General features: G+C 49.5%; 21 protein-coding genes. 11 read left to right on the top strand and 10 right to left on the bottom strand.

Annotated elements, in window-relative coordinates; all coding sequences use genetic code 11:
• Positions 1-177: 177 nt before the first annotated feature.
• On the bottom strand, positions 178-1,401 hold the full coding sequence (gene xseA / locus ACNKIB_RS12015) for an exodeoxyribonuclease VII large subunit (protein WP_417910803.1): 1,224 nt from the start codon (positions 1,399-1,401) through the stop codon (positions 178-180).
• A 145-nt stretch (positions 1,402-1,546) separates the two neighbouring features.
• Between xseA and ACNKIB_RS12010 the strand changes: the two genes are divergently transcribed.
• The 10 genes from ACNKIB_RS12010 (at position 1,547) to ACNKIB_RS11965 (ending at position 7,711) form a co-directional block, all read left to right on the top strand.
• A complete protein-coding gene (locus ACNKIB_RS12010; protein ID WP_417910802.1) occupies positions 1,547-2,254 on the top strand; it encodes a YfgM family protein in 708 nt (235 codons plus the stop codon).
• A 10-nt stretch (positions 2,255-2,264) separates the two neighbouring features.
• Positions 2,265-3,170, top strand: a complete 906-nt coding sequence (locus ACNKIB_RS12005) for an abortive infection family protein (protein WP_417910801.1) — start codon at positions 2,265-2,267, stop codon at positions 3,168-3,170.
• Positions 3,171-3,190: 20 nt separating this feature from the next.
• The gene (gene panC / locus ACNKIB_RS12000; protein ID WP_417910831.1) at positions 3,191-4,042 is read left to right on the top strand and encodes a pantoate--beta-alanine ligase; all 852 of its coding nucleotides are present in this window, start codon (positions 3,191-3,193) and stop codon (positions 4,040-4,042) included.
• 3 nt (positions 4,043-4,045) lie between these two features.
• Positions 4,046-4,240, top strand: coding sequence for a type II toxin-antitoxin system HicA family toxin (locus ACNKIB_RS11995; protein ID WP_417910800.1), 195 nt, complete (start codon positions 4,046-4,048; stop codon positions 4,238-4,240).
• Positions 4,241-4,576, top strand: coding sequence for a type II toxin-antitoxin system HicB family antitoxin (locus tag ACNKIB_RS11990; RefSeq protein ID WP_417910799.1), 336 nt, complete (start codon positions 4,241-4,243; stop codon positions 4,574-4,576).
• Positions 4,577-4,629: 53 nt separating this feature from the next.
• Positions 4,630-4,968 (top strand): cupin domain-containing protein, encoded by a 339-nt coding sequence (locus ACNKIB_RS11985; RefSeq protein WP_417910798.1) that lies wholly within the window; start codon positions 4,630-4,632, stop codon positions 4,966-4,968.
• Positions 4,961-5,416, top strand: a complete 456-nt coding sequence (locus ACNKIB_RS11980; protein ID WP_417910797.1) for a Uma2 family endonuclease — start codon at positions 4,961-4,963, stop codon at positions 5,414-5,416. Before ACNKIB_RS11985 ends, ACNKIB_RS11980 begins: the two co-directional genes overlap by 8 nt.
• 21 nt (positions 5,417-5,437) lie before the next feature.
• Positions 5,438-5,644: a hypothetical protein gene (locus ACNKIB_RS11975; RefSeq protein WP_417910796.1), complete on the top strand. Its 207-nt coding sequence runs from the start codon at positions 5,438-5,440 to the stop codon at positions 5,642-5,644.
• Between the two features lie 60 nt (positions 5,645-5,704).
• Complete coding sequence (panD, locus tag ACNKIB_RS11970; protein WP_417910795.1) at positions 5,705-6,067, top strand: aspartate 1-decarboxylase; 363 nt, start codon at positions 5,705-5,707, stop codon at positions 6,065-6,067.
• Between the two features lie 444 nt (positions 6,068-6,511).
• A complete protein-coding gene (locus tag ACNKIB_RS11965; RefSeq protein ID WP_417910794.1) occupies positions 6,512-7,711 on the top strand; it encodes a DegT/DnrJ/EryC1/StrS family aminotransferase in 1,200 nt (399 codons plus the stop codon).
• 102 nt (positions 7,712-7,813) lie between these two features.
• Here ACNKIB_RS11965 and ACNKIB_RS11960 read toward each other — a convergent pair whose 3' ends face one another.
• Positions 7,814-8,080 carry a hypothetical protein gene (locus ACNKIB_RS11960; protein WP_417910793.1) on the bottom strand — a complete coding sequence of 89 codons (267 nt, stop codon included), beginning with the start codon at positions 8,078-8,080 and terminating at the stop codon, positions 7,814-7,816.
• Positions 8,081-8,092: 12 nt separating this feature from the next.
• Between ACNKIB_RS11960 and ACNKIB_RS11955 the strand changes: the two genes are divergently transcribed.
• Positions 8,093-8,902, top strand: a complete 810-nt coding sequence (locus ACNKIB_RS11955) for a formate/nitrite transporter family protein (protein ID WP_417910792.1) — start codon at positions 8,093-8,095, stop codon at positions 8,900-8,902.
• A gap of 154 nt (positions 8,903-9,056) precedes the next feature.
• Here the strand turns inward: ACNKIB_RS11955 and ACNKIB_RS11950 are convergent, their stop codons facing one another.
• From ACNKIB_RS11950 to ACNKIB_RS11915, 8 genes are all read right to left on the bottom strand, one after another.
• Positions 9,057-10,226, bottom strand: coding sequence for a multiheme c-type cytochrome (locus ACNKIB_RS11950; RefSeq protein ID WP_417910791.1), 1,170 nt, complete (start codon positions 10,224-10,226; stop codon positions 9,057-9,059).
• A 153-nt stretch (positions 10,227-10,379) separates the two neighbouring features.
• A complete protein-coding gene (tsaA, locus tag ACNKIB_RS11945; RefSeq protein ID WP_417910790.1) occupies positions 10,380-10,778 on the bottom strand; it encodes a tRNA (N6-threonylcarbamoyladenosine(37)-N6)-methyltransferase TrmO in 399 nt (132 codons plus the stop codon).
• Positions 10,779-10,874: 96 nt separating this feature from the next.
• Positions 10,875-11,066 carry a hypothetical protein gene (locus ACNKIB_RS11940; RefSeq protein ID WP_417910789.1) on the bottom strand — a complete coding sequence of 64 codons (192 nt, stop codon included), beginning with the start codon at positions 11,064-11,066 and terminating at the stop codon, positions 10,875-10,877.
• A gap of 310 nt (positions 11,067-11,376) precedes the next feature.
• Entirely contained in the window at positions 11,377-12,645 is a 1,269-nt protein-coding gene (locus tag ACNKIB_RS11935; protein ID WP_417910788.1) for a hypothetical protein, read from the bottom strand.
• Positions 12,602-12,940 (bottom strand): hypothetical protein, encoded by a 339-nt coding sequence (locus tag ACNKIB_RS11930; RefSeq protein WP_417910787.1) that lies wholly within the window; start codon positions 12,938-12,940, stop codon positions 12,602-12,604. Before ACNKIB_RS11930 ends, ACNKIB_RS11935 begins: the two co-directional genes overlap by 44 nt.
• Before the next feature lie 98 nt (positions 12,941-13,038).
• On the bottom strand, positions 13,039-14,019 hold the full coding sequence (locus tag ACNKIB_RS11925) for a hypothetical protein (RefSeq protein ID WP_417910786.1): 981 nt from the start codon (positions 14,017-14,019) through the stop codon (positions 13,039-13,041).
• Between the two features lie 67 nt (positions 14,020-14,086).
• The gene (locus ACNKIB_RS11920) at positions 14,087-14,851 is read right to left on the bottom strand and encodes a GIN domain-containing protein (protein ID WP_417910785.1); all 765 of its coding nucleotides are present in this window, start codon (positions 14,849-14,851) and stop codon (positions 14,087-14,089) included.
• Positions 14,852-15,382: 531 nt separating this feature from the next.
• Positions 15,383-16,117, bottom strand: a complete 735-nt coding sequence (locus ACNKIB_RS11915; RefSeq protein WP_417910784.1) for a sulfite exporter TauE/SafE family protein — start codon at positions 16,115-16,117, stop codon at positions 15,383-15,385.
• Positions 16,118-16,142 lie beyond the last annotated feature (25 nt).

Raw genomic sequence — 16,142 nt, 5'->3', positions numbered from 1 at the left:
TATGCCGTACCAAGACCAAGTACTATGTCGGAAAAAAACATAGTGCTTGCTCGTACTACGACATAGTGCTTGCTCTTGGTACGACATAGAGAATGGTTTTATAAAAAGCACCCTCGATGTTTTCCTGGAGAATAGCGGCTGAGTGAAAGGCGATGAGTGTGATGCGCTATTCAGAGGCTATAACTCAACAGCCTCGATGACACAGCTCAACCGCCCTTGCCAGAGGAGCACCTCAATTTCTTCCCCAGGCTGTACCTGTTCGCCTGCGGTAATGATGGGTTGCGCTCCCTTCTTCTTCCTGGCCACCGCATACCCACGCCCTAACGTAGCCAGTGGACTGACTACATCCAGCAGCCCTGCTGCTTGCGCCAACTCCTGCTCTTTTGCGCTGATCAACCTCTTGATGGCCTGTACTAACCGCCGCTGCAATTCTCCTGTTTTTTGCTGATACAACTCTAATCGTTGCCCTGGACTGTACTGATGAAGCCGCTGCGCCAGCTGCGCTAGGCAAGTCTGTTGTTCCGCCAGCAGGGCATTCATGGCTCTGTGTAGTCTGCGGGCTAATTCTGCTGTTCGCGCGGCTAGCGCAGCGTTATCAGGCAGGAGCATCTCTGCTGCCGCGCTCGGTGTGGGTGCGCGAAGGTCAGCAGCGAAATCCGCAATGGTAAAATCAATCTCATGTCCCACGGCACTGACCACGGGAATGGTTGATCGTCGGATTTCCCTCGCCAATTGCTCGTCATTAAAGGCGGCCAAGTCCTCAAACGAGCCGCCGCCTCGACACAACACGATGATTTCGGTGTCTAACCGACCACGCTCTGCCTGCTGGTTGATCTCCGCAATCGCTGCCCGCAGTTCTCCTGCGGCTTTCTCGCCTTGCACTGCGGCTGGATAGATGCTGATTCGCGTCTGCGGGCAGCGGTCGAGGGCCACACGGATGAAATCATGCGCTGCTGCTCCGCTTGGCGAAGTCACCAAGGTAATGTGGCCAGGCAAGGACGGCAGCGGCTTCTTGTTCTCCTCAGCAAACAGCCCTTCTTCAGATAGTCTGTGTTTCAGCTGCGCAAAGGCAAGATGTAAGCTACCAGCACCCTGAAACTCCAGGCTCTCGACAATCAACTGGTAGTCACCGCGCTGCTCATAGACCGACAACCTGCCCCGGCAGATCACCCTATCGCCATCTTTAGGCTGCCGTTCCAAATACCGCCGCTGCATTCGGAACAGCACTGCCTTGAGCTGGGCATCCTTGTCCTTAAGGGTAAAGTAGAGATGGGCCGAAGCAGGCTGACGGAGATTGGAAATCTCTCCGCTCACGCTGACCAAGGCAAAGCAGCCCTCCAGGACGCTGCGGATAGCGGTAGCCAGTTCGGCCACGCTGAAGATATGCTGATTGCTGGGCATAAGCGGCAAAATGAGGGGCTAGACTGTAAAAGATTAATGTCTTTTTCAGGCTGCACGGTATAATAATCCGTTCATTCCTGCAAGCAGGAGTTTGAGGCTGCTGCCCGGCAGCACCAGAACCCTATCTACCGTTTGAGAGAGAAGCATGGCCAATAAACCCCAGAACGTTTTTCATGTAAGACTGGAAGATCAGCCCAAGATCGGCGTGCTTGACCAGTTGCATCTGCCTCCTGAAGTTATCACCTTTTTACAGAAGAACCAGCAGACGATTTGGCGGGTAATCATCGCGGTAGCGATAGTTGTTACAGCCGCTTCTCTGTACAACTCATATCGTAATTATTACGCAAACAAATCTGCCGTAGCCTATGATCAGGCGATTGCCCTTGAAGATGTCCAGAAGAAGACCGCCGCTCTGCAAAAGGTAGCAGAAGACTACGGTTCTGCTTCGGCTGGCACCTGGAGCCAGATTGCCCTGGCCCATCTTGATCAAGAGGCAGGCAAGACCAAAGAGGCAATTGCCAAACTGACTGCTATCGAGGCGAAGATTTCCGCGAAAAGCCCACTTAAGCCCCTGTTGTTGGCCAATCTTGGTGGTCTCTATGAGCAGGAGAAGCAATTCGACAAGGCAGAGGCGGCGTATCAGCAGCTTAAAGGCTTCAAGGGCTTTGAGCCGATGGCCTTGGACAGCTTAGGCCGGGTTTATGAAGCGATGGGCAGCAAGGACAAAGCCGTGCAGATGTATCAGCAATACATGGGCTTGACTGAAATGGGCAAGGAGAAGAAAGAAGGCGCAGGCCGCAGTTTTCCTGAACAGGAGCTTGTCCAAGCCAGCCTGAATCGGCTGCTGAAGTAATCGTTATGTGATGAAGATCACACAAATAACACGCCGAGATATAGCAGACGCTATCATTGTCGAGCAAATCAACTGGGCTGGCCGATTGGAAGAGCAAGAATTTCTTGCCCGTTTATTTGATCTCAGCTCGCTGCCTTCATTCGATTCGCGTTTTAAAGACGCTTCCGGCGATATCTGGCAGCATCGCATAAACAATCCAACTGATTGGGATGACGACTGGATATTCTCTGATAGTCGCTTTAATTTGATGGGTTGTGATGACGAACTGTTTCTGCGGTTTCTCTGCGAGACTATACATCCTGTGGTCAGGCCGGACGTTACAGAGGCAGAAAAACTGTGCCAGCTCTACAACAGTTGCTTGCAACATGATGGATACCAGCTTGTCGTGAAAACACGAATGTCTGGAAAGCCTGTGTTTACTGGCCGAGCCGTTGGTGTTATTGGTGTTCCCGGAATTGCAGCAGTAAAGCAGGTACTGAACGGAATAATTGATACGAGCTATGTTGCACGGCAGATTACGCGAATGGAGTCCTCTGTTGTCAACGATCCAGAGCTGGCTATCGGCACGGCGAAGGAACTTATAGAAACCTGTTGTAAAACCATTCTCCAGGCAAGGTCTGTTGAGTTTCCAAACAACGCTGACCTTCCTCAGTTAGCAAAGCTCACCAGCAAGGAGCTTCAGCTTACACCGAACGATATTCCAGATGCAGCAAAAGCAAGTGACACCATAAAACGCCTTCTGAGCAATCTTGCCACGATAACTCAAGGGATTGCAGAGCTTCGCAATCAGTATGGTACTGGGCATGGCAGAATTGGCACTGCTGGCGGTTTGACATCACGCCACGCCAAACTTGCAGTGGGCGCAGCGTCAACCCTTGCGGTGTTTTTAGTGGAGACGCACCAGTTGCGCAAATGATCTCTAAAATAGGGTGTGATATGCGGATCATCCGTCATCCCGCTGAAATGACCGCGTGGGCCAAGGAGCAGGCCAAATCGGGACAACGTATCGGCTTGGTACCGACGATGGGCTTTTTCCATGAAGGACATCTCAGCCTGATGCGTAGGGCTGGGCAGCTTGCCGATCAGGTCGCGGTGAGTCTTTTTGTTAATCCGACCCAGTTTGGCCCGCAGGAGGATTTAGCCGCTTATCCGAGGAACTTCGAGCGAGACTGCGCAATGGCCGAAGCAGCGGGCGTGGCTGTGCTCTTTGCCCCAGAAGCGGTGGGCATGTATCCCGCTGGTTTCAACACCACGGTGATGGTGGGCACGGAGCTGACCGGCCAGCTTTGCGGCGCGTCCCGTCCCGGTCATTTCGCCGGGGTGGCCACGGTGGTCTGCAAGCTCTTCAGCATTGTCCGACCTGATCTGGCCATATTCGGCGAGAAGGACTGGCAGCAGCTCGCAGTCATCCGCCGGATGACTGCCGATCTCAATCTGGGCGTGGAGATAGTTGCGCATCCGATAGTCCGCGAGGCAGACGGTCTGGCGATGAGTTCGCGCAACACCTATCTTGCGCCGCAGCAGCGGGAAGCCGCGCTCAGTCTCTCCCGCGCCATCGTCTTGGCCCGCAAAATGGCTGCCGAAGGCGAGCGCAGCGCGGAGCGGCTGACTGCCGCGCTTCGGGACTTCATCCATTCCTTCCCGGAAACAACGGTGGATTACATCAGCTTTGTTCATCAAGATACCTTGCAGGAAGTCGCCGAGATTGACGAGGAAACAGTGCTGGCCTTGGCGGTGAAGATCGGCGGCAAGGTGCGGCTGATTGACAATGGCAAAGTACTGGTCTGAAACATGCCAAAGAAGATCAGAGAGCTGATTGAAGAACTACAACGGCATGGATTCGTTGACCGTGGCGGCAAGGGTAGCCACAGAAACTTCATTCATCCGCAGGGCATCAAACTCACTTTGTCAGGAAAGAGCGGCGATGATGCCAAGCCCTATCAGGAAAAAGATGTGGAAAGGGTGACAGCAGAGGTGGAAAAATAAATGAAAAAGTTGGCGGACAGGTATTTGAAAATTGTTGAGTGGAGCGAGGACGATCAATGCTACATTGGACGCTGTCCCGGCCTCATGCACGGCGGTGTTCATGGCGACGACGAAACTTCTGTCTATCAGGAACTTTGTCAGGCTGTTGATGAATGGATTGCCATCCATCAGGAAGACCGCCTTCCCTTACCTGAAGCGACGGCGGCGAAGAAGTTCAGCGGTGAGTTCTTCTTGAAGGTGGGGCAAGACTTGCACCAAAAGCTGGCTGTACGTGCTTTACAGCATGGCGAGAGTTTGAACAATTATTGCGCGAAGCTGCTCAGTCAATACAGTTAACTGATGAAGCCATTTTCAAAAATAAATTTTACTGAAATGATTATCGCAGCGTAATGACAAATATCTTCGCTTCCCTGCCCGCTGAGTTAGACTCGGAAGTCTTTTCAGAACTGCTGCGTGACAAAAACATCCGCATTGAGCGCATTGTTTCCAAAGGGCATACGTCGCCCGCATCCGGCTGGTACGATCAAGAGGACAACGAGTGGTTGCTTGTTTTAGAAGGAGCTGGAACTATTTTGTTTGCAGACGGCAGGCAGGTGACGCTGAACAAAGGAGATTTCCTGTATATCCCTGCCCACGAGAAACATAAAGTCGCTTGGACAGACCCGGATAGGCTGACAATTTGGCTGGCCGTGCATTATTCTGACAGCTACGGTGGTAATCATGCTTGAGGATACGCAGGCGGTTGCAGAAAATCAGGTACAAGAAATGCCTTCGCTCAATCACAGTTATATCTGCGCACAAATCATACGTCAGCTTCTTCGCGACGAATCATTGCAGCCATTGCCGGAATTGACGCTGGACATAGAAAACGGGCTAACACCTGACATTTCTGTTTTTAAGAAAGAGAAGATTAAGCCGAACTTCTTTGAAGACATTCTGCGGATGAAAGAACTGCCTGTCTTGGCAATTGAAGTGATTTCCTCCAGCCAAAGTATTCAAGAATTGTTGGAGAAAGCAAAGGTGCTGGTCAAGGCCGGGATCAAAACAGTCTGGACAGTGGAGCCGTATGGCAGAAGCATTTTTGTTGTCAGCAGCAACGAGCAGAAGCTGTTTCACGAAGATATTGTTGAAGCTGAAGGAATAATCGTTGATTTTGCTCAAGTGTTTGCGAGCTGATTAATTCCTCAAGGAAATAACATGGGCACTCCGGCGCAGCTCTTCTGGGGAATAATGTTTGGAGCCATCGGTTCTGGATATTTTATTTATGGAAAAAAACAGCAGGCATTTGTTCCTCTTTGCATTGGAATGGTGCTGTGCGTGTTCCCATATTTCATCTCGAATATCTACCTAATGCTGCTTGTCGGATTCATCTTGCTGATCATTCCGTATTTCGTCAAGATATAGCTGAACTGATCAATCTTCTCTCGTTGCATCAGCGAGAACTTCTATTTTCACCATCATTTTATGCAGCGCACAATGCTTAAATCCAAGATCCACCGGGTGACAGTCACTCAGGCGGATCTGAACTACGACGGCAGTATGACCATTGACGAAGATTTGCTGAAGGCCGCTGGTATCATCCAGTTCGAGCAGATCTACGTCTATAATATCAACAACGGCGAACGATTTGAAACCTACGCCATCCGGGGCAAGGCTGGCTCCGGGGTGATCGGCCTGAACGGGGCGGCGGCCCGCAAGGGACATGTCGGCGATCTGGTGATTATTGTCACCTATGGCCAATATGAGGAGAACGAGTTGGCCGGGTTCGAGCCGACCATTCTCCTCTGCGACGAAAACAATAAGGTGCGGAAACGGCTCGATATATGAGCATTCGCTTCTGAAACATTAAAGGCGGCTTTCAGTGATTCAAGCGGATTCTTTTCGGTTGAGAATGCCCTGCCGCCTGCTGACAATGGGGCATTTGACGCTTGCAATGAGGCGTTGCAAGCGTGCAATAGGGTACAGGAAGCGTGCCGAGAGGCATGTTAAGCGCGCAACGCGGAGTTTCAAGCGTGCAACGAGCCATGTCACGATCGCCCCGTGATGTTTCAAGCGTGACATAAGGCACAGCAAGCGAACAATGAGGCGCAGAAAGCGTGCCGAGAGGTATGTTAAGTGTGAAATGTGACGTTTCATGCGTGCCGCGTGACGTTGCAAGCGTGACATGAGGCATGGCAAGTGAACAATGAGGCGCGGAAAGCGTGCCGAGAGGCGTTTCAAGCGGCAACTGTGACGGTTTCAGATTGAAATAAGACAACACGAGGAACGATTATGCCTGGTTTTGAGGTCTTTGGCGAAGAGGAAAAGCGGCAGGCTCTGGAGGTGTTCGACACCGGCGTGCTGTTCCGTTATGAATTTGGGCCGCAGCGCAAGGGCGTGTACAAGGTGCGCGAATTTGAGCAGGCGTTTGCTCAATATACTGGCGCGGCTCATGCGCAGGCCGTGACTTCCGGCACCGCCGCGCTTAAGGTAGGCTTGGCCGCCCTCGGCGTGGGCATTGGCGATGAAGTCATCACCCAGGGCTTCACCTTTGTTGCCACCTGGGAGGCCATCTTAGACATCGGAGCTATCCCGGTTTTTACCGAGGTGGATCAGACCCTGAACATGGACCCGGCGGACTTGGAGAAGAAGATCACGCCGAAAACCAAGGCCATCATCCCGGTGCACATGCTTGGGGCGCAGGCGCGGATCAAGGAAATCAATGCGATTGCCGACAAGCACGGCATCCCAGTCTTGGAAGACACTGCCCAGGCAGCCGGAGCGCGCTTGTATGGCCAGCATCTCGGTACCTTCGGGCATTGCGGCACCTTTTCCTTTGATCCGGTCAAGACCATGACCACTGGCGAGGGCGGCATGGTCATTACCAACAACGAGGAGCTGTGGCGCAGCTGCTCAGAGTACCACGATCACGGGCATGACCACGTTGCCAATCCTGGCGGGCGCGGCGGCGAAGGGCGGCGGTTTATTGGCTTCAACTACCGGATGATGGAGATTCAGGGGGCGATTGGTCTGGCGCAATTGGCGAAGCTGGACATGATCGTGGCCGAGCAGCGCAAGAATAAGGCGATCCTGAAGGAGGCCGCATCAAAGCTGGCCGGGGTCAGCTTCCGCGAAATTCTCGATGAGCAGGGGGATTCCGCCACCTTCTTCGCCTTTATGCTGCCAGACAAGGCCCAAGCCGCCAAGGTCAATCAGGTGCTGCGCGAGCACAACGCCGGGGCAATCAATTTCGGCGAAAACACCTGGCATTTCTACCCCTCCTGGGAGCATCTTATCGACGGCAAAACCTTGGCAAACAACGGCTGGCCCTTTGCCGCGCACGGTAAACGCAGAGTAATCTACGCCCCAACCGCCCTGCCCGCCTCTTGCGAGCTGATGAACCGCACGCTGGTTTATCCCATTCCGGTCAAACTCGATGACAACCGCCGGGATGTCCTGCTGACGGCGTTAAAGAAGGCCGCAGAGCTATAAACGCAGTTTTTTGGCTCGATAACCAAGGAGTTTGGCTTGGCAAGAGAGGAGTTTTGCCGACTTGCAAAGGAGTGTTAGTCGGCCAAACTCCTTTGTGGCTCATCAAGAAAGAAGTTTGGCCAAGCCAAACTCCTCTTCTGCCGAGTACAACTCCTTTCTTAATCGGCAAGATTCCTTTGCGGCTCGCTCAAACTCCTCTTCTGCCGAGTACAACTCCTTTGCCAGCGAGCAAGAAAGGAGCGAACGCAGCAGCCCCACGCCTGTAAGAAGCCCTTCCTCTTTAGAGTCCCTTGCGGTATCATTGAAACTGAATCGCTGCATCATCTTAGGTGAATCAGGACTGCCCAGTGGCAGGAGAGAACTCAACAAGGAGGAGAATTCATGGACACCGGACACGGCCTTAGCGATGCCTATTCGCCCGACGATATTGCCCGTAAGATAGAGGGGATGGGAGTCAGAAAAGCCCATGCTGATACCCTAACCCTGCTGGTGCTGGCAATGCTGGCCGGCGCGTTTATCGCCATCGGCTCGCTCTTTTATACTGTGGTAATCACCAACTCCCAGCTGGGCTTTGGCATAACCCGGTTGCTGGGTGGCTTGAGCTTCAGTCTTGGGCTGATTCTGGTGGTAGTGGGCGGGGCCGAGTTATTCACGGGCAACAACTTGCTGACCATGGCTTGGGCCAGCGGCCAGATTAGCACGAGTAGCGTCCTGCGTAACTGGTGCTACTCCTATCTCGGCAATGTGGTTGGCGCGGTTATCACGGTGGTGCTAGTGGTGCTGGCTGGCGTAGATAACCTCGGTGATGGGGCAGTCGGCCTGACTGCCGTCAAGATTGCGGCAGGCAAGTCGCACCTCACTCTGATCGAGGCCTTCCTCCGGGGGATGTTCTGCAATGCTCTAGTCTGTCTGGCGGTCTGGCTGGCTATGGGTGGCCGCAGTGTAATGGACAAGATCATGGCCATCTTCCTGCCTGTGGCTGCTTTCGTCACCCTTGGCTTTGAGCATTCCATTGCCAACTGGTTCTTCCTGCCCTACGGTCTTATCCTAGATGACAACAACCTCATCTCAGGCTTCGGCTGTATCACCAATATCATCATGGCTACCCTAGGGAACATTGTCGGCGGCGCAGTGCAGGTCGGCGCAGTCTATTGGGTAGCCTACCTCCGCAAGAGTCGCCGTGCAGTTTGAGCGTTATCACTCCTAAGCAAGGTTGCCTCACTGTAGTGAGGCAACCGGTTCCATAGTAATCGAACGGTTGGTTGCATAGTAATGCAACGGCTGGTTGCACTAGAGTGCGACTTTTGACCGCACCGTGCTGTGACCAACCGTCACAGCATCTTCGTTACATCTTCACCGACTTCTTGGCCACTGAGTAACGCTTATCGTTCACCCCATCCTTGGGAATACCAAAGCCCTCAATCGCCTTGGGAGGGAAGAGCAAGTAGATAAGCTCGGCCTCGATCTCACTGACAGCTGGGCTGTAGATCGGATAGGTGAGGGTGCGGGTCTCGCCCGTCTTCAGTCGGGTATCAAAGGCCAAGGCTTCAGCTTCCCAGGACGGTACTCCCACCTTGTCACCTGCCTTAAACGCCTTGAAGAACACGGCCTGTTTGTCTTCCTGTAGCGGATCCTGCTTAAAGTTCTCCCAGAGCACTGTACCCTTGGCATCCTTGGCCCGCACTTTGACAAAGGCCATCCGCATCGGGTTGGTCGAGGGGAAGGTATGCTCGGTGATGTTCTTCACGGTCACGCTAATGGTGCGCTCCTTGTCCTTGGTCTCGATCTTCACCTCTAGCTCTGCGGCCTTTTGCAGCATCTCCAGATCATGCCCACCCAGTACCCGGTGGGAAAGATGCGTCTTAGCTGCTGACCCTACTGCCGGGCTGCCTTCGACCTGGGTCATGTGACAGACGAGGCAGTCGCCTTTGCCTTCCTCTGTCATGATGCAGATCGGCACTTCGTGCGGGTTGATATACTGGCTATGGCAACCCATGCAGACTTGGCCGCTGGCAAACAGGGCATTCTGGCCGGTCTTGTGGGGTGCAGCTTTGGCTGGCCGACTGGTCTGGTAGGTAGCATCTGGATTGAGTTTATACTGATTATAACAGCTCTTCTTGGTTACGATGGATTCGATCCGATGACAGAAGGTACAGCCCACACCTTCGGCTTGCGTCCAGTTGCTGCTGTCTGGCTCGGCATCTCCTTCCATCAGGGCCTTCAAGTTATCAGACATAGGCGCATGGCAGGTGGCGCAGTGATAGTTGCCCTTCTTGCCCTTAGCCGTCATGGCCTTAACAAAGGCCTGGTGCATGGTTTTATGGGCTGAGTCCTTATGTACCGATGACTTGGCATGAAAGGACTCCTGCCATTCCTTGAAAATCGCCGGGTGACAGGCTGCACACTGCTCGGACTTCTCCAGAGGAGCTGCGCCTTCAGGCAGTTCATGAGCCTGCGCTGGGGATAAACTGCACACCAGAGAGACAACGGCGGGCAAGACAAATAGGTACTTCATGGCTGCATCCTCCTTGGATGAGAACTCTACGTTGGTGAACCGCTGCGGCAAAATATGCCGTCTTGATATCAGAAGGGGTCATTCTACTGCTGACTGTCTGAAAAGCAACAGGAAAATGCAGCAGGAGCTAACAAGGTAGAGAAGGAGAGTGCCTTACCGTTTACTTCGTCTTTTGATATCCAGCACAGGGGTGCCGTCCAGAATATCCAAGCCAGCAACCTCCACCCGATTCCCCTGCACGGCCAGTACCTTCAGCTCGGAAACCGCAATAGGGTTAGGCCGCATTGGGCTGCGGGTGGCAAACACGCCATGCAGACCACGTGCTTTGTCACCTCGCGGATAGACCTGGAGAATGCTGCGCTCTGCCAGATGCAGCCAGAACAGCACCAAGATGGTATCGCCAGCCGCAATGCCAAGCAGCCCGTCCTGGTATGTAGGGAAAATCTCCAGCGTGCCAGTGTGCTCTGACTCATCATAAAAGGGCGGTGCATCCTCAAGGCGGAGGATGTCGCCGTGCACAATACCAATAAAGCGCAGTTCTGCCTGCTGCATGGGGATTGTCCTTTCAGAGTAAAGGGTTAAAGGGAGTTTAAGGATGAGCTAAAGCTGCTGACAGAGGTGTGTTGCCGAACAGAAGAAGGTTCTTGCTTAACCAAAGAAGGTTGTGGCCGAGCAATAGCCTTGTGTTGCTCGGCAAGAGAAGGTTCTTGTTAAGCCGCAAAGGAGTCTTGCTTGGCCGAACTCCTTTCTTGTCGAGCCAAACTCGTTTGTGGCTAAACAAGAAAGGAGTTCGGCCAATACCTTTTGTTGCTTGGCAAGAACCTTCTCTTGCCGAGCCAAACTTCTTTACGGCTTAACAACAACCTTTTGTGGCCAGGCAAATAAGAGTGGTTAGTTGGCAGCAACCATATAGAACAGGAGGCAAAAGAGAAGAGGGGTAAGGCCGCCGAAGAGGAGGGAGAGTAGGTTTCTCCCTCAGTCGTTATGTTAGGCAACGACAGAAGCGTTGCCTAACCTCTACCAAGTTGTTCTACGAACAGATGCTTGTCATTTCCCTTTTGGGGATTGTCTGTTCATCTTAGGAGTTACGCAGTTGAATAAAAAAATCGTTGGCCCGTTCAATACGAAACCGATCTCATGAGTTATTTTTTTATTTTTTGGTTTCATTGCTGTGCTGCTGGTCTGATGCACCGCCCATTTTGGGGAGGGGAGGTGTTTTGTTTTTTATTATTAGAATATATCTTCTGTTAAGAGCCGCATCATCTAGTGGCACTGAATAGTACAACATTTTATATAAACTAAAATAGATTTCTTTGAAAGATTTTATAATTACTTTTTTTTTCTTTAAAAAATTATCTATCGCTCTTATTGTCAAGTTATCAACTACCCCTGTTCTATCTACATATTCATACCCATGAAGAAATAAAAGTTCTTGTATCTTTTTTATACGTGCATCTTCGTTCATTTGGTAATGCCAGCCTTTTTTTATATACATTTCAACTACAGGATCAGGTTTAACCCCTGGAAGCAATCTCCAGTATGGAAGATCGAGATATTTCCCTATGATCTGAATCATACTTGACTGCACAAGAAGACGCAAGGCGGCATGTCTTCCTTCAACTTTTTTCATTTCCCCCTTTAAACCAAGCGTTGGACCAAAGAGCGTAAATCCAAGCTCTTTCTTGCCGATCCCTTTATGCACCTGCATGGTGTTTGCTGTTTGTATTCCAGGCAGACCACTCATCGTTTCAATGTCTATCATATTATAATCAATGGTTATGCTTGCAATACTCCGTTTTTCCCCCTGCATGTGATCTATTCCGAATGGAGACTTCTCTCCAAATTTATCTGTTTCGTAGCCGATATTTGTTGAATCCTCCTGCGTTTCTAATCCTCTGTCAAACTCTGTGATTCCTCCAGTTATAATTACAGAAGGATTAATTTTTCTTTCAAGATTGTTAAACCCTAAATTTTTTAAGTTTACAATCAAATCTGGTCGATAAGGAATGAATATGATATTGCCTCCTATAAGATTCAAGGCACTGACAGTCATTTGAGTAATATCGTATGGAATCTCAGCTTTTGTATGTTCTGCGCTTCCAGTGTTGTCGCTTATCTTGTCAATCATTACCCGCGCTTTAACTCCGTATACCTCTGTCATCATTCCGAGTTTCTTGAGTGCTTGACTCAATTCAGTTTCCTTCAACTCTGGAGTTCCAGAAGGTATCTCGATTTCAACATGACGCGGGTCAATCTTTGCGCACCCTGAAAGAAAAATTAAAACAAACAAGACTGTATAGGTTATTTTTTTCATAGTATAAAAAAAGCAGCATCTCTGTAAACCAGAGACGCTATGGGTTTCTGCTTGCACGAAATTATCTTCTTGATACAGCTGATTTATTTCCTCTTGACTGATCAATCAATATAATATCCCCTTGAACCTTGCTTCCAGGACCAACTATTATGCTGCCAACAGCGTTAGTCTCAGACGAATTGTCAGGATCATATATTAGCATGTCGTCAGAATTCATCCTGACATAAGCTTTGCTGATAGCGTTCCGAACAACGTAGTTGACATTTTTTTGGATTTTTCCCATCTCATGGTATGATTCTATAGAATCATCAATATCTATGTCATCATCCAAATCTAACGCAAGGCATATTGAACATTCAAAGAATATCAATGTAGCTGCCACTACAAAATATATTTTCATTTTTTACCATCGACTTTTTTATAAAAAGATTAAATCATTCATAGCAGTGATTGCCAAGATGAAATCTTGGCAATCACTACTAGTTGTACCGCTCTGCTCTACCGAACTACCACGCTGCCAGAAACAGATGTCATGCCGTCACCTGATGCTATAGCATAGATATCACCTGCGCTGACGCTGTTTGTCACATCATCGACATTAGAAGCATATTGAATGTCAACCCCGCCAGCGGCAGCTATTGAGTTGAAGCCATTAGCCTCCGCATAGATACTGCCTCCTGCGTCAATCTTGTTGGTTATATTTCCCACGCCATTAGAGGATTTAACGACAACACCACCAGCAGTTGCGGTTGCGCCGTCAGGCCATGCATAGGCTATAATATCTCCTCCAGCAGTCACCTTATTGGTTATATCGCCGATGTATTGAGCGTAGTCAGTGACGCTGATGCCACCAGCCGCAGCTGTGGCATTACTCCCCACCGCACTGGCGACGATATTTGCCGCGCTGACTTTGTTGCTCACGTCTCCCACATACCAAGCGTCTCGAAGCCCAATGCCGCCAGCTGCCGCAGAGGCACCATAGCCCCAAGCAGATGCTGCTATATATCCTGCACTTGCATTATTGGTCACATCGCCGATATAATGTGATCCAGAACCCTTTATATCAACACCGCCTGCAACAGCACTTGTGCCCCAATCTCCTCCTGCGTAGGCTTCAAGACCTCCAGCAGCAACTTTGTTGGAAATATCACCGATATCACTAGACTCCCGGACACTAACACCGCCAGCAACCGCTGTTGTCCCGTCTTCTGTCTCCGAAGTGCCTTCCGCGTATGCATAAATCCATCCAGCATCGACTTTATTAGTCACATCACCGATATTGTAAGAATTTTTTACAGATACGCCGCCCGCAACCGCCTCGGGGCCAAACCCGTAGTCATAGCCGCCGTAATTATATGCGGCTGAACCTATATAACCAGCATTGACTTTGTTGGTCACGTCTCCGATATTATCGGATGCAAATGCGGCACATGAACTCATCAGTACGATGGCTGTTGCAACTGTCATAGACCTTTTCATCTTTTTTCCTCCAGGTATGTTTTTTGTTATCTGGCAGAAGTTATTATCTGCCAAACTATGTAAATTTTTACATTTCTATAGAAATAGGGGAAATGTCGCCAGTTCCATTTATTTTTTTTGAGACAGAAGCTGGCTTCCCAAAATAAACTATATCGCTAGCTCCATTTATTTCTGCTGTCAACAATCCTGAAACATTGACGATAGCATCGGAAGTCCCATTTAAAACAATACGACACTTATTAGATTTCAATTCTTTTAAATATAAATCGACACTTCCAAATGCTGAGATATAAAGATTTTCAACATGCCCATCTGCCGAGACAGAAGATGCTCCTTTTACAAGGAAGGTAAATTCTTTTGAGTTAACATGGTTAATGTTTACAGTTACAGAGCTATTCTGAATATCTAGGTAAAATATATTACGAGTATTAATTGATATGTTTACTGGCATTGCTGTATTTATTTTTTTATTAAAAATAATCAATAGTTGGCCACCACTAACCACTGTTGTTATTGATTGAATTGTTCTGTTTCCAGCTAATATTTCAATCGCATGTTTTTCTTTATTGCTGTTAATTTGAATGTCCCCGAAAAAATTTTCTATTTTAATAGAATTAAATTCTTCAACTTCTCTTATTTCCTCTTGCTTGAACTCTAAATTTATATCGTTTTTTTTTATTTTTTCTCTCTCTGGTATATGCATCCCATCTGCGATGGCGGCCATATCCGGTATTATACTTACAGAGCAAAAAATATCTTCTATCTCTGTATAATCTACCATGTATAGTATTTCGCATACAAAAAATATTAAAAACAATCTCTTTTTATTCATTTTCCTATATAGGTTTTATTAAATTTACATAATGCACATGGATAGTTAAATTCCGCCTTTTCCTGAATAGTATCGGGATAAAAAGTCATATGCATAATCTATGCCAGTTTGCAAGTTTTTTAAGCGAGATTACTTTTCAGTTTTTGTTGAATATAATCAAATCAATACGCAGACAGCGGTAATGGTTGCAAAGAGAGAATGATTCTTATCTCTCAAGAACAAGTGACAAATTTTGTCACTTGCATTATATCTGGTAGGAGATTTCGTGGAGAGCAGAAGCAGGGACTGGAAATTCTAACCTTCTGCAATAGATATCCTGCATAAGCAATTTTATGCAAATTGTTGCCATAAAAAAATCCATAATGAAGAATTGATTACAGATACGTTACCATACCTAAAACATGATAATGAACACCCCTGATCATCATGACTAAAATAGCAATCAAGTCATAATGATCAATTAAATTACTTAAAGTCAAGTCGAGAAAACAACTTATGCAATGCAGCTATTTTCTCTTCAGGGAGATCCCGTCAGAACCAGATATCTTTAACCGAATGGAACAAGGCATAGCAGCCGAGGACGATGATCAGTACCGCGCTGGCAATGCCCATTTTCCGGGCAAGCTCCAGGTTGTCGCTGATCTTGCCGACGAGATGGCGGCTTTGCGAGAGCAGCACGCCAATAGTGATCATCACTCCGCCTAAGCCGAGGCTAAAGAAGAGGGTAACGCTCAGGCCTTGGCCGATCTTGCCAACAGCAAGGGCGGCCAGCAGTGTGGCGATAGCTGCTGGGCAAGGAATGATGCCGCCAGACATGCCCAGGAGAAGCAATTCCAGCTTGCTCTTTGGTCGGACAGCTGCTGGGCTGTGCGCATGCTGAACAGGGTCAGCATGGGGGTGTTCGTGCGGATGCGCGTGGTTGTGTTCGTCATGCGGGTGGTGATGGCCGTGGTTGGTATCGGAAAACCGCTGCCGGAGCATCCAAAGGCCTGCAAGCAAGATCAGTCCTGCTGAGAGCAGGCCAAGCCAATTGTGCAGCACCTCGTCTGCATAGGTCTTGGACAGGAACATGGCCGCGATACCCAGCAGGATCACGCTGAAGGTATGCGTGACAGTGACGATAGTACCGAGTACCACGCCGTCCCAAGCCCGGCCTCTCGTGCCAATCATATAAGCGGCAATCATGGTTTTGCCGTGGCCCGGTTCAAAAGCGTGGAGTGCGCCGAGAAAGACGGCACTGGCATAGAGAGTAAGCAGGCTAATCATAACAGGTCTCCATCGTTGGTACTTG

This window comes from Candidatus Electronema sp. PJ (genome assembly GCF_048287395.1).
Taxonomy (GTDB): Bacteria; Desulfobacterota; Desulfobulbia; order Desulfobulbales; family Desulfobulbaceae; genus Electronema.
Note: the sequence above shows the minus strand (reverse complement) of the source record. Positions and strands in the feature narration are given on the sequence as shown.